The organism is Pseudoalteromonas sp. P1-8, assembly GCF_001399985.1.
In the GTDB taxonomy this organism is placed as follows: Bacteria; Pseudomonadota; Gammaproteobacteria; order Enterobacterales; family Alteromonadaceae; genus Pseudoalteromonas.
The window spans coordinates 571,471-586,136 of the sequence record NZ_LJSO01000001.1; the positions used below are offsets into that span (position 1 = coordinate 571,471).

Below are 14,666 nucleotides of genomic sequence, written 5' to 3' on the forward strand. Positions count from 1 at the left end.
TAATTATAGTGCGGATAAAAAAAGCGGCCGAAGCCGCTTTTTAAATCAATGTTATTCTGAAGGTGGGTTATCACCCGTTTCTTCAGTATTGGTATCGACTACTTCAACGGCCTCGCCTTCGATGGCTTCAAGCTCATCAACTTCGATTTCTTCGATACGTTGTAAACCAACTACTTGCTCTTCGTCAATAGTTCGTATCAAAATAACGCCTTGAGTATTACGACCAACCGTAGAAACCTCGTTTACACGGGTACGTACTAAGGTACCGCGATTAGAGATAATCATGATTTCGTCGTTATCGTCAACTTGTACTGCACCAACCACAGCGCCATTACGCTCGCTTACTTTGATTGATACAACACCTTGTGTTGCACGGCTCTTCGATGGGTAATCTTCAAGTGCAGTACGCTTACCGTAACCGTTTTCTGTCACAGTTAGGATTGCACCATCTGACTTAGGTACGATTAACGACACAACGCGTTGGTCGTCAGCCATCTTAATACCACGAACACCTGTTGCTGTACGACCCATTGGACGTACACCTTTGAAGCGGATTTCTGGGTTACCGTTTTCGTCTAGAACTGGGTTACCGTTTTCATCAACAACTTCTGACTCTTCTGCTTCTTTAAAGCGAACAACTTTACCAGCATCAGTGAATAGCATGATTTCATTCGTGCCATCAGTGATATCAACACCAATTAGGCTATCGCCTTCATTTAAGTTAACAGCGATGATACCGCTCGCACGTTGACGGCTGTATGCTGTAAGTGGTGTTTTCTTAACTGTACCAAACGCAGTTGCCATGAAGATGAATTTATCTTCTTCGTACTCACGTACTGGTAAGATAGCAGTAATACGTTCATCAGCTTCAAGTGGTAATAAGTTAACAATTGGCTTGCCACGCGCTGCACGGCTTGCTAATGGTAACTGATATACTTTCAACCAGTATAAGCGACCTGCTGTTGAGAAACATAAGATTGTATCGTGCGTGTTAGCAACTAATAGACGTTCGATGAAGTCTTCATCTTTCATCTTCGTTGCTGATTTGCCTTTACCACCACGACGCTGTGCTTCGTAATCCGATAATGGTTGATACTTAACGTAACCTTCGTGAGAAAGCGTTACGACAACGTCTTCTTCATTGATTAGGTCTTCAAGGCTAATATCGTGAGCAGCTGCACTGATTTCAGTACGACGTTCGTCACCATATTGCTCTTTAATTTCTACAAGCTCATCGCGGATAACTTCCATTAGACGCTCTGGGCTTGAAAGAATGTGTAAAAGCTCAGCAATTAGATCAAGTAAGTTTTGGTACTCGTCTAAGATCTTCTCATGCTCAAGACCTGTTAGTTTGTGTAAACGTAGGTCTAGAATTGCCTGTGCTTGTTGCTCAGATAGATAGTACTGACCGTCACGGATACCTAGATCAGCCGCTAACCAATCAGGACGTGCTACGTTATCTTCACCCGCTTTTTCAAGCATCGCTTTAACAGTGCCTAGTTCCCAAGGACGTGCTGTTAGTGCAGCTTTTGCTTCTGCTGGTGTTGGTGACTTACGAATAAGTTCGATAATTGGGTCGATATTCGCAAGGGCAATCGCGAGGCCTTCAAGCGTGTGAGCACGGTCACGGGCTTTACGTAAATCGAATACAGTTCGACGTGTAACAACTTCACGACGGTGCACGATAAACGCTTCAAGCATTTCTTTTAGGTTGAAACACTTAGGTTGGTTGTTATCTAGTGCAACCATGTTCATACCAAACACAGTTTGTAACTGAGTTTGTGCATATAGGTTGTTTAAGATTACTTCACCAACATCACCACGTTTGATTTCGATAACGATACGCATACCGTCTTTATCTGATTCATCACGTAGTGCACTAATACCTTCAATCTTCTTATCTTTAACAAGCTCTGCGATCTTTTCAATAAGGCGTGCTTTGTTAACTTGATAAGGGATTTCGTGAACGATGATTGTTTCACGACCGGTTTTTTCGTCAACTTCGATTTCAGCGCGAGCACGGATATATACTTTACCACGACCGGTTAAGTACGCTTGCTCAATGCCTTTTTTACCATTGATAATCGCCGCAGTCGGGAAATCTGGACCCGGGATATATTCAATAAGGTCAGCAATTGACATATCAGGGTTTTGAATAAGCGCTAAACAACCATTGATAACTTCTGTTAAGTTATGAGGTGGAATGTTAGTCGCCATACCAACCGCGATACCCGAAGAACCATTTACTAATAAGTTAGGTACTTTAGTAGGTAATACGTCAGGAATTTGCTCAGTACCGTCGTAGTTCGGTACGTAATCAACCGTTTCTTTTTCTAAATCAGCTAATAATTCATGTGACATTTTCGCCATACGGACTTCCGTATAACGCATTGCTGCCGCAGAGTCACCGTCAACAGAACCAAAGTTACCTTGGCCGTCAACAAGCATGTAGCGTAATGAGAAAGGCTGCGCCATACGAACGATGGTGTCATATACCGCGCTGTCGCCATGTGGGTGGTACTTACCGATTACATCACCAACAACACGTGCTGATTTCTTGTAAGGTTTATTCCAATCATTATTGAGTTCGTTCATGGCAAACAGAACGCGGCGGTGAACTGGCTTTAAGCCGTCACGTACGTCTGGCAATGCACGTCCTACGATTACACTCATCGCGTAATCAAGGTAGGAGTTTTTTAATTCATCTTCAATATTGACTGGCAGAATTTCATTGGCGAGATCAGTCATTTGATTTCACATTCCTTCAGTATTGACTCATTAAGAGGCAAACCGCCGTCTTAAGAGCTTTAGTTATTATTTCCAGACCATGCTATCACAATTTATTTAGATTTACAGGCGCTAAATCTTTGCGATTTATTAATTTCCCCCTATATAATGGCCTCAGATTAACGAGGAAGTTTTTTATGACCGAGCATCAAAATGTAGATAATGCAGAAATTGCAAAGTTTGAAGCCATCGCAGAACGTTGGTGGGACCGCGATGGAGAGTTCAAACCCCTTCATGAAATAAATCCTCTTCGCTTGGATTTTGTCGCTGATAAAGTAGGCGGCTTATTTGATAAGGAAACCTTAGATGTTGGCTGTGGTGGCGGCATCTTAAGTGAAAGTATGGCGCGGATGGGCGCTAAAGTAACCGGCATCGATATGGGCCAAGAGCCACTTACCGTTGCTAAGTTACATAGTTTAGAAACAGGCGTACCTGTTGATTATATAAAGGTACCTGCAGAGCAATTTGCTGCTGAGCACCCTGCTCGCTTTGATGTTGTGACCTGTATGGAAATGCTTGAGCATGTTCCAGATCCTGCTTCTATTATTCGTGCTGTAGCAAAGCTTGCTAAACCGGGCGCCGATGTATTCTTTTCAACATTAAATAAAACACCAAAAGCTTATTTGTTTGCTATTGTCGGTGCTGAAAAGCTTTTAAAGATGGTTCCTGAAGGTACTCATGACCATAAAAAGTTCATCAAACCTGCACAGCTTATTGCATGGGCAGAAGAAGCGGGATTAAAAGTACGCGCCAGTACCGGCCTTAACTATAACCCGTTTTCTAAGCAGTACAGCTTAAATGATGATGTAAGTGTTAATTACATCCTCCACTTTGAGAAACTAGCCTGATGAGTGGTGTACAAACACCCTCTATCGATTTTGATGCTTTTATCTTTGATTTAGATGGCACACTACTCGATACCGCAGATGACTTAGGTGGCGCATTGAACCGCGTGTTAGCAGATGCCAATGTGGCGCCTGTTGCTGAGCATGTTTATCGCCCTGCTGCGTCTAACGGTGCAAATGCATTATTAGAAGTAGGGTTTGGGGATAAATGGCCCGAACTTGAACAACTCGCCTTGCGCCAGCAGCTTCTTGACTACTACGCCGAAGATATTGCTGTGCACAGTAAATGTTTCAATGGCATAGAACAGCTTTTAATTGCACTTGAGCAAAACAATATTAAGTGGGGCATTATGACTAATAAGCCCGGCTTTTTAACTGAGCCCTTAGTGCAGGCTATTCCCTCTTTGCGTGATGCAAAGGCAGTTGTGAGTGGCGATACATTAGCTGTGTCAAAACCATCACCGGATCCACTATTACACACTGCTGAGATCTTAGATGTTGATCCGAGCCGTTGTTTGTATATCGGTGATGCTGAACGTGATATTCAAGCTGCAAAAGCGGCCAATATGTACAGCGCAACAGCGTTATGGGGTTATATACCCAGTGTAGACGCTGCACTTGGCTGGCAAGCGGATTTCAATTGGCAAACGCCAATAGATGGTTTTAACCATATATAGTGTTATTTGATAACTTAAACACCATATATTGTGATTTGATTTACTTTTGAGCATTCATTGATGATAAAAAAATCAGTCAAAATTTATTTTTAAAAACGGTAAATTTTCTGGATCTTTTGTTGATTTCTACAAATTTCGTCGTCTATGAATGTTCAAAGGTTAATGGTCACTAACACAATGCGTTTATCCAATAGTTATCCACAAAATGGGGCAATTCTATCCCTTGCAAAACAGCGCAGACCACACTATCTTGTGATCTGCAATTTAAACAACACCAGATATTGTGGCTAAATGTTATTCAATTAGATCACCCTGGCGTTTAATAATAATAATTACATAAAGAATACCTTTGTCTTTACAACTATAATTTCCCAAGGAATACAGGCAAAACTATGAACCAACAGCTATCTGTAAGCAAACGTGACGGCCGTAAAGAGTCACTTGATCTAGATAAGATCCATCGCGTGATCGCTTGGGCCGCAGAAGGTCTAGAGAATGTGTCTGTCTCACAAGTTGAATTAAAATCACATATTCAATTTTATGACGGCATTCGTACCGATGACATTCATGAAACAATCATCAAAGCTGCAGCTGATCAGATCTCTAAAGATACGCCTGATTACCAATACCTAGCTGCTCGCTTAGCTGTATTCCATTTACGTAAAAAAGCGTACGGTCAATTTGAGCCACCACGCTTATACGATCACATCACTAAATTAGTTGAAGACAAGCGTTATGATCAACACCTACTTGTTGATTATACCGAGCAAGAAATTGACGAGTTAGATGCTTACATCGATCACAACCGTGACTTAAACTTCAGCTACGCTGCTGTAAAGCAACTTGAAGGTAAGTATTTAGTTCAAAACCGTGTTACTGGTGAAATCTACGAAAGTGCACAGTTTTTATATATCTTAGTGGCTGCAAGCTTATTCTCTGATTATCCAAAAGAGACACGTCTTGATTACATCAAGCGTTTTTATGATGCAGTATCTACATTCAAAATTTCATTACCTACACCTATTATGGCAGGTGTACGTACTCCTACACGTCAGTTCAGCTCATGTGTACTTATTGAATGTGGTGATAGCCTAGATTCTATTAATGCAACATCGTCTGCGATTGTTAAATACGTTTCACAACGTGCCGGTATTGGTATTAATGCCGGTCGCATTCGTGCCCTTGGTAGCCCTATTCGTAACGGCGAAGCGTACCACACAGGTTGTATTCCGTTTTATAAGCACTTCCAAACAGCAGTTAAGAGCTGTTCACAAGGTGGTGTTCGTGGCGGCGCAGCAACGTTGTTCTACCCACTTTGGCACTTAGAAGTTGAAAACCTACTTGTTCTTAAGAACAACCGTGGTGTTGATGATAACCGTGTACGTCACCTTGACTACGGTGTGCAGTTCAACAAATTAATGTATAGCCGTTTAATCAAAGACGATTACATCACATTATTTAGCCCTTCAGATGTACCAGGTCTATACGATGCGTTCTTTGAAGATCAAGCAAAGTTTGATGAGCTATACATCAAATACGAGCAAGACGAGTCAATTCGTAAAAAACGTATTAAGGCGATTGAGTTATTCTCAATGTTTGCACAAGAGCGTGCGAGCACAGGTCGTATCTACTTACAAAACGTTGACCACTGTAATACGCACAGCCCGTTCATCTCGACTGTGGCACCAATTCGTCAATCTAACTTATGTTTAGAAATTGCATTACCAACTAAGCCACTTACCAATGTAATGGATGAAGAAGGTGAAATTGCACTTTGTACGCTGTCGGCGTTTAACTTAGGTGCAATTGAATCACTTGACGAATTAGAGGAACTTGCTGAACTTGCAGTACGTGCTCTTGATAACTTACTTGATTTCCAAGACTACCCTGTTCCTGCGGCGAAAAACGCAACTATGGGTCGTCGTACGCTAGGTATTGGTGTTATTAACTACGCGTACTACTTAGCGAAAAATGGTAAGCGTTACTCAGATGGCAGCGCAAATGCCCTAACTCACAAAACATTTGAAGCAATTCAATATTATCTAATGAAAGCATCAAATGAGTTAGCGAAAGAACGTGGTGCGTGTCCTAAATTTAACGAGACAACGTATTCTCAAGGCATTATGCCAACAGATACTTACAAGCGTGACCTAGATCAGTTCTGTGAAGAGCCGCTTCACTTAGATTGGGACTCATTACGCGAAAGCATTAAAGAGCACGGTATGCGTAACTCTACGCTATCTGCCCTAATGCCTTCAGAGACATCATCGCAAATCTCTAACGCAACAAATGGTATTGAACCACCACGTGGTCATATCAGCGTTAAAGCAAGTAAAGATGGTATCTTAAAGCAAGTAGTGCCAGATTATGAAAATCTGAAAGATAACTACGAGCTACTGTGGGATATTCCTTCAAACGATGGTTACCTACAACTTGTTGGTATTATGCAAAAATTCGTTGACCAAACGATCTCTGCAAACACTAACTATGATCCATCTAAGTACGAAGGCGGTAAAGTACCTATGAAGGTGCTATTAAAAGACCTACTGACTGCGTATAAACTTGGTGTTAAAACCCTGTACTATCACAACACACGTGATGGTGCATCAGACTCTCAAGATGAGTTAACACCAGAGGTAGAAGATGACGGTTGTGCAGGCGGCGCTTGTAAAATCTAATTAAATTAATAACATAACAAAAGCGGGCTCATTAGCCCGCTTTGTCCTGACTGTTTTTTGAGAAATCACTATGTCATATACAACTTTTAGCCGAAATCATAATAACCAATTACAAGAACCGATGTTTTTCGGCCAAACGGTAAACGTGTCACGTTACGACCAACAAAAGTACCCTATCTTCGAAAAGCTAATTGAAAAGCAACTTTCGTTCTTTTGGCGTCCTGAAGAAGTTGATGTAAGTAAAGACCGTCTTGACTTCCAAGCGTTACCAGAGCACGAAAAGCACATCTTTTTAAGCAACTTAAAATATCAAACGCTACTTGATAGTGTGCAAGGTCGTTCGCCTAACGTTGCGTTACTACCTATTGTGTCTATTCCTGAGCTAGAAACTTGGATTGAAACATGGGCGTTCAGTGAAACTATTCACAGCCGTTCATACACACACATTATCCGTAACGTTACGCAATCTCCTGAACTTATCTTTGACGATATCGTAAGCAACGAAAAAATCAGTGAGCGTGCTGATGCGGTAACTAAGTACTACGATGATTTAATCAGCATGATTTCTGTTTACAACCTATACGGTGAAGGTAAACATGTGATCAACGGTGAAGAAGTTAAAATCAGCTTATTTGACCTTAAAAAGCAACTTTACCTAGCAATGATGTCGGTTAACATCTTAGAAGCGATTCGTTTCTATGTAAGCTTTGCTTGTTCATTTGCTTTCGCTGAGCGTGAATTAATGGAAGGTAATGCAAAAATCATCAAGCTAATCGCCCGTGATGAAGCGTTACACTTATCTGGTACACAGCACATCTTGAACATTATGCAAGAAGGTAAAGACGACCCAGAAATGGCAATCGTTGCAGCACAATGTCGTGAAGAAGCAATTCAGATGTTTGTTGAAGCAGCAGAACAAGAAAAAGATTGGGCAGAATACCTGTTCAAAGATGGTTCTATGATTGGTCTTAACAAAGATATCTTATGCCAATACGTTGAATACATCACTAATGCACGTATGACTGCGGTAGGCCTACCTGCACAGTTCGAAAGTAAGAGTAACCCTATTCCTTGGATCAACTCTTGGTTAGTATCAGACAACGTTCAAGTTGCTCCACAAGAAGCTGAAATCAGCTCTTACCTTGTTGGTCAAATTGACTCTCAAGTTGATGCATCTGACTTTGGTGACTTCGACCTGTAATGAGCTCAAACAACACTGCAGAGGTTATCCTTGCAGGAACAGACAGCCAGAATCTTGAATTTGATTCTGGCTGTTCATCTCTCCTTGAATGCCTAGAACAAAACAAAATAGATGTACCCTACCAATGCCGTGAAGGTTATTGTGGCGCTTGCCGTGCAAAATTAGTCGAAGGTGATGTGAGCTACAATCAAGAGCCGCTTGCGTTCGTTCGCACAGGCGAAGTGTTGCTGTGTTGTAGTAAACCCAATGGAAAGATAAAAATTGAGCTTTAATGCCAAATAAGCTCACTGGTTTGGTAGAAATTTTCTTTATCTGACACACTCACCATTTGCTGATCAATCGTAACATCCCATTGTAAGTTTTTAGTTAGATGACTCGCTAATTGCTCAATGAAATTGTCATCAAACGCAATTAAATGACCATTATTGATAAGTTCTAACTGGTGTTCATTTTCTTTAAGCCAATCATTATTTAAGGTTGTCACGACCCATAGCTCATCAACCCGCTTTGCAATTTTGTTGAGCTGTAAAATATCCGGTTGGTCAACAGCAAGCCATGTTTGATAATGGTCATCAAGCGCTTTTATTGATACATCTGGTTCAGCATGACTGAACCTTGCATTCAATATGGCTGTTTCGTTGTGTGAAAATAAGCAATAACTTAAAAGCTTGAGTACAAAGTGTTGATAGCTTTCACGACGGTCACAAGCAGTGGTAAACACCTCTTTGTGATTACGATGCTCTCTTAAATCAGCAATGGTAAAATTTGCTTTGAATACCCTATTTTTATCAGACATAAGATTTGGCCATCTCAGTGTAACAGTCTAAGTATAGTGTATGGTGTTAAAATCGCGACTTAAGGTAAAGTTATAGTATAACGTTATTGCAGTTAAAAAATTGCAGTGTTATATTATATCACCACACTCAACAACAAACTTAGAAGTAGTAATGATGAAACAAGTTTCAATTCTTTCTAGTGCTGTTGCCGCTGCGCTGTTTTCTCAATCAACAATGGCTGCTGTGATCACAGGTCAAGTATTAGATAAAAACCAACAACCTATCAGCAATGCTGAAATACATGTACACGGCAAATCACAAAGCGTTGTCACTGACAAACAAGGTCAGTTTAAAATTGATGTAGACAATAAAGGTCAGCTTCACATCAGTAAAAACAATTTCATCGATAAGCGTGTTGCTATTAATGGCGAAGACCAAAATGTTGTTGTTACGCTTACACCAACATCGGTTGAAACTGTTGTTGTTTATGCATCAGCACTTCATAAAAATAGTCTTGAAATGATTTCGCCTGTGAATGTTTTAGCCGGTGATGAGTTAAAAGACAAAGCAAAACCGACATTAGGGGAAACACTAAAAGGTTTACCGGGCGTTAATGCTAGCTACTTTGGCCCAGTTTCATCAAGCCCTATTATTCGTGGTTTAGATGGTCCGCGTGTGAAGATCACCCAAAATGGCCTTGATAGCAGTGATGCATCTCGTATCGGCCCTGACCACGCAACATCAAATGACAGCCTAGCAGCAGAGCAAATCGAAGTACTTCGCGGCCCTGCTACCCTACTTTATGGCTCTGGCGCTATCGGTGGTGTGGTGAACGTTGTTGATAACCGTATTCCTACCGATAACATCGAGTCTTTAACCGGTGCTGCACAATACACACACGATACAGTATCAAATACAAACACTTATGCTGCAAAACTTGAAACCGGTAATGATGGTTTCAACTTCCATTTCGATGGTACAAAGCGCAAAGGTCACGATTATGACACACCAAACTTCGAGCTTGCTGAGGAACATGAGGAGCATGAAGGTGAAGAGCATGAAGAACACGAAACAGCTAATAGCGTAGAAAACACCTTTATCGATAGCCAAACAGTTAACTTTGGTACTAGTTACGTAGGCGATCACCTAACGCTAGGTGTGTCATTCGGTCGCATCGAAACAGATTATGGCATTCCTGCTCATGAGCATCATCATCATGAAGAAGAGGAAGATCATGATGAACATGAAGGTGAAGAAGAGCACGAAGAATCAGTATTTGCACAGCTAGAGCAAGACCGCTGGCAAGGTTACATGAGCTATGCACTTCATGATAACTGGATTGAAAATATCTCACTACGCGTTGGCTACACTGACTACAAACACGCTGAAATTGAAGATGGTGCAGTGGGCACGGTGTTTACAAACAAAACAACCGAAGCACGTGCAACTGTTGAGCACAAGTTAGGCCTTTGGCACGGTATGGCTGGTTATCACTACACTGAGTCTGACTATGATGCAGATGGTGAAGAAGCCTTTACGCCAGCAAGTGTTACTAAAACAAACGCGTTATTCGTTCTTGAAGAACGCCAGTTCGGTGATGTGACCGTTGAGCTAGGTGCACGCCTTGAAGATTACCAAATCGACTCTGCTGTAAGCATGGCTGAGCATCATCACGATCATGAAGAGGAAGAAGAGCACCATGACGAAGAAGAAGCTGAAATCATTAACTACAGTGAAGATTTCACAAACTTAAGCTTATCTGCAGGTGCAATTTGGCAATATCAAGAAGGCCAAAGTGTTGCTTTAAGTGTATCTCGTTCAGAACGTGCGCCACTAAGTGCGGAATTACTATCAAACGGCATTCATATCGCAACAGGCACTTACGAGCTAGGTCTTGGTTATCATATTGAAGATGGCGAAATTCATTTTGAGCCAGAAGATATCGAGCAAGAAACTGCAACGAACTTTGATTTAAGTTTCCGCCGCTTTATTGGTGACTTTGGTTACACAGTTAACTTCTTCTATAACGACATTGAAAACTATTACTACCAGCAAAACACCGGTTTAGTTTTTGATGAAGAGCATGGCTTAGAATCAGCAGCTGATGCAGATGAAGATGCAATGGCGGTTTACCAATTTACAAGTAAAGATGCGAAATTATACGGTATTGAGTTTGACGTACATTATCAAGTGACGCCAAGTGCGCTAGTTAAAGTGTTTGGTGATTCAACAACGGCTAAGCTAAAAGATGATGAAGGTTACTTACCTCGTATCCCTGCTAATAAACTGGGTTCTGAATTACAGTACACAGTGTCTGATTGGAAGTTTAGCCTAACCGGTACTCATTATTTTGAGCAGTCTGACATTACAGCTTACGAGACAAAAACTGACGGCTATACCCTATTTGATGCATCAGCTAACTACCAACTTGACTTAGGTCCTGTTGATACACAGCTTTACATCAATGTTGACAACTTGACCGATGAACTTGGTTTCGTACACAGCTCATTCATTAAAGAAAAAGCACCACTACCTGGTCGTAACTTCAGCTTGGGTATTCGCGGTTATTTCTAATCGCTTTTAATAGTTATAAAAAAACCCTTTCACTTTTAAAGTGAAAGGGTTTTTTATTAAGCATAGAAACTAAGTAAAATTAGCTATTAGCCCTTTTGTTCAATCTTTGCCCATGAATCACGAAGACCCACAGTTTGATTGAATACTAAGGTTTCTGCTTTGCTATCACGACAGAAGTAACCTGTACGCTCAAACTGGAAGCCCTGCTCTGCTTGTGCATTTGCAAGTGATGGCTCAACTTTCGCATTTTCAAGAACCACAAGTGATTCAGGGTTTAGTGTTGCGTTAAAGTCTTCTGCTGCCGCTGGGTTTGGCACGTTAAATAAACGGTCGTATAAACGAACTTCAGCTGTGATAGATTCACTCGCTGATACCCAGTGAATTACACCTTTAACTTTACGGCCATCGCTTGGGTTTTTACCCAGAGTTTCAGGATCATAAGAGCAGAAGATAGTCGTAATTTCGCCGTTTTCGTCTTTTTCAACGTGCTCAGCTTTAATTACATAAGCACCACGTAAACGTACTTCTTTATCAAGAACTAAACGCTTAAACTTATTGTTTGCTTCTTCACGGAAGTCTTCACGCTCGATATAAAGTTCACGAGTGAAAGGTACGTCACGGCGACCCATCTCTTCTTTATTCGGGTGATTAGCTACGGATAACGTTTCTACTTTATCTGCGTCATAGTTTTCGATAACAATCTTCACAGGATCAAGAACAGCCATTGCACGAGGTGCATGCTCATTTAGGTCTTCACGGATACAGGCTTCTAGCATACCCATTTCAACCATGTTCTCTTGTTTAGTGATACCGATACGAGAACAGAACTCACGTACTGATGCAGGTGTATAACCACGACGACGTAAACCAGCAATCGTTGGCATACGTGGGTCGTCCCAGCCTTCAACATGACCATTTACCACTAAGTCGTTTAATTTACGCTTAGACATAATGGTGTACTCAAGATTTAATCGTGAGAACTCGATTTGTTGCGGATGACACTCAAGGCTGATGTTATCTAATACCCAATCGTATAAGCGACGGTTATCTTGGAACTCAAGCGTACATAATGAATGTGTAATACCTTCTAGCGCATCTGAAATACAGTGCGTGAAGTCGTACATTGGGTAAATGCACCACTTGTCACCAGTTTGGTGGTGATGAGCAAAACGTACACGGTAAATAATCGGATCACGCAGTACCATGAATGAGCTTGCCATATCAATTTTAGCACGCAGTACACACTCACCTTCTTTGAATTCGCCATTACGCATTTTTTCGAATAACGCTAGGTTTTCTTCAACTGGCGTATCACGGTATGGGCTGTTTTTACCTGGCTCTTTTAAAGTACCACGGTATTCACGGGCTTGATCTGGCGATAAGAAACACACATATGCTAGGCCTTTTTCGATAAGCTCAACAGCATAGCCATATAATGCATCGAAATAGTTAGATGAATATTTAATTTCGCCATCCCACTGGAAACCTAACCATTGCACATCTTCTTTAATCGAGTTTACGTAGTTGATGTCTTCTTTTTCTGGATTCGTATCATCAAAACGTAAGTTACAAAGACCTTGATAATCTTGGGCGATACCAAAATTTAAACAAATAGACTTTGCATGACCAATGTGTAAAAAACCGTTTGGTTCTGGTGGAAAACGCGTGTGTGTAGTCGCATGCTTACCGCTTGCTAGATCTTCGTCGATACGCGTTCTAATAAAGTTACTTGGGCGATTCTCAATTTCCGCCATAGGAGCATAATCCTCTGAATATTGCATGGTGACAAAACTAATGCATTATTACAAAAACAAACCCTAACATACAGTGGTTGCATCATGTTTATTGAAGATATTACGTCGAATGTTGAATACATAGTTCACAGACTCGACAAAATCGGTAAAAAAATTGTTCTAACGCAATAAAATGATCATTGACTAGCGATATAGTGCCGTCAGTTTCACTACCAATAAGGAAAAAAGATGGCTTCGCTCAATCAACATCGAGTCTATATTCCAAGCTCAGCACGTGCAAACCAGTATGTGTTAGTTGAATTTAAACCTACTGATGAGTTTTTTGCCCAGTTCACCAATGTGAGCTGTGCTTATAAGCGTCTTGCAAGGGAGTTATTTGCACTATGTGATGAGTATGAATTACATAATGTACACCTAATCGCCAACGATAAACTGCCAGTGGTTCGTTACCATGATGAGGCATATAGCTTAGAAACCGCTAAGCAAATTTTGTTTTTCTATAACCCACAATACCATGAAGCACATAATGTATTTGCTGATGGTGAGCAAAAATGCAAAAAAATTCGTTTATTATTCTTAGCGACCGGTGAAGATATTCGCGCTCATGCGGCTAGTTTTCATCATAATGTGCAAAGAGTGATCAACTCACTACAAGAAAAACTACTAAGCGGCCAACCACCTCTTAAAATTCGTGACCACCAACACCTAACTTATGATTTATTTGCTAAGGCTAAAGGTCACAAAGAAAGCTATGGCTATAAATTACGTAGCTTATATCCACGTTACCAGTCTCGCCAATGTCATTTACCAAATGAACACAGTGAGATGACATACGCTGGGTTTTCGATTCCAGTAACCCGAGCCATTAAAACGCAATTTCAGCATATGCTGAACGAAGAGAATTATACGCAGTTTTATCAATATATCTTTGATGCATTCAAACGAGCATGTGATAAACGCGGATTAACACTCGGCGCTTTCATCGCTAACGGTACTCGCCCTATTGTTCGTAATAGCAATATTGATAACGCACAAAGTAACAGCGAACTGCAAAAACTAACCTTTGATTGCAGCTCTGAGCAGGTGCAATTACAACAGTATTGGGATGCAGATCAACTTGTAGATTCACTACATTTTGTGATTGCCGCAGCCGATAAAGACAAGCATGACATTGGTTATGGTAAGTTTATGAATCAAGTGCAAAGTGCGATAAATGAAGTTACTGACGAGCTGGCATTTAATCCAACTCGCCAAGATTTACGCGTGCGTTTTTATCAGCACATTAACTATCAATATTAAGAGTATAACCAAGCCCCCTCAAGATGCTGAAACTCGCACCGTGAGGATGTTTGGGTATATAAGAGGTGACGCATG

The 14,666-nt window shown here is 41.1% G+C and carries 10 protein-coding genes; 7 read left to right on the top strand and 3 right to left on the bottom strand.

Annotated elements, in window-relative coordinates; translation table 11 throughout:
• Positions 1-51: 51 nt before the first annotated feature.
• Complete coding sequence (gene gyrA, locus AN213_RS02615; protein ID WP_055197241.1) at positions 52-2,748, bottom strand: DNA topoisomerase (ATP-hydrolyzing) subunit A; 2,697 nt, start codon at positions 2,746-2,748, stop codon at positions 52-54.
• A 176-nt stretch (positions 2,749-2,924) separates the two neighbouring features.
• Here gyrA and ubiG point away from each other — a divergent pair, with 176 nt between their 5' ends.
• The 5 genes from ubiG (at position 2,925) to yfaE (ending at position 8,460) form a co-directional block, all read left to right on the top strand.
• Positions 2,925-3,635: a bifunctional 2-polyprenyl-6-hydroxyphenol methylase/3-demethylubiquinol 3-O-methyltransferase UbiG gene (gene ubiG / locus AN213_RS02620; protein WP_054561555.1), complete on the top strand. Its 711-nt coding sequence runs from the start codon at positions 2,925-2,927 to the stop codon at positions 3,633-3,635.
• A complete protein-coding gene (locus AN213_RS02625) occupies positions 3,635-4,309 on the top strand; it encodes an HAD family hydrolase (RefSeq protein ID WP_054561556.1) in 675 nt (224 codons plus the stop codon). Before ubiG ends, AN213_RS02625 begins: the two co-directional genes overlap by 1 nt.
• Before the next feature lie 392 nt (positions 4,310-4,701).
• The gene (nrdA, locus tag AN213_RS02630) at positions 4,702-6,987 is read left to right on the top strand and encodes a class 1a ribonucleoside-diphosphate reductase subunit alpha (protein ID WP_055197243.1); all 2,286 of its coding nucleotides are present in this window, start codon (positions 4,702-4,704) and stop codon (positions 6,985-6,987) included.
• A gap of 70 nt (positions 6,988-7,057) precedes the next feature.
• Positions 7,058-8,188 carry a class Ia ribonucleoside-diphosphate reductase subunit beta gene (gene nrdB, locus AN213_RS02635; RefSeq protein ID WP_054561558.1) on the top strand — a complete coding sequence of 377 codons (1,131 nt, stop codon included), beginning with the start codon at positions 7,058-7,060 and terminating at the stop codon, positions 8,186-8,188.
• Positions 8,188-8,460 (top strand): class I ribonucleotide reductase maintenance protein YfaE, encoded by a 273-nt coding sequence (gene yfaE, locus AN213_RS02640; protein ID WP_055021952.1) that lies wholly within the window; start codon positions 8,188-8,190, stop codon positions 8,458-8,460. The genes nrdB and yfaE overlap by 1 nt, the downstream gene beginning before the upstream one ends.
• Here yfaE and AN213_RS02645 read toward each other — a convergent pair.
• On the bottom strand, positions 8,457-8,984 hold the full coding sequence (locus AN213_RS02645) for a YaeQ family protein (RefSeq protein ID WP_055197246.1): 528 nt from the start codon (positions 8,982-8,984) through the stop codon (positions 8,457-8,459). The two genes, yfaE and AN213_RS02645, sit on opposite strands and share 4 nt — an antisense overlap.
• Before the next feature lie 154 nt (positions 8,985-9,138).
• Between AN213_RS02645 and AN213_RS02650 the strand changes: the two genes are divergently transcribed.
• Complete coding sequence (locus tag AN213_RS02650; protein WP_055197247.1) at positions 9,139-11,538, top strand: TonB-dependent receptor domain-containing protein; 2,400 nt, start codon at positions 9,139-9,141, stop codon at positions 11,536-11,538.
• Between the two features lie 86 nt (positions 11,539-11,624).
• Here the strand turns inward: AN213_RS02650 and glnS are convergent, their stop codons facing one another.
• On the bottom strand, positions 11,625-13,292 hold the full coding sequence (glnS, locus tag AN213_RS02655) for a glutamine--tRNA ligase (RefSeq protein WP_055197250.1): 1,668 nt from the start codon (positions 13,290-13,292) through the stop codon (positions 11,625-11,627).
• 228 nt (positions 13,293-13,520) lie between these two features.
• On the opposite strand from glnS, the gene AN213_RS02660 reads away from it, so the two are divergent.
• Positions 13,521-14,591: a DUF3083 family protein gene (locus AN213_RS02660; protein WP_054561563.1), complete on the top strand. Its 1,071-nt coding sequence runs from the start codon at positions 13,521-13,523 to the stop codon at positions 14,589-14,591.
• Positions 14,592-14,666: the final 75 nt, after the last annotated feature.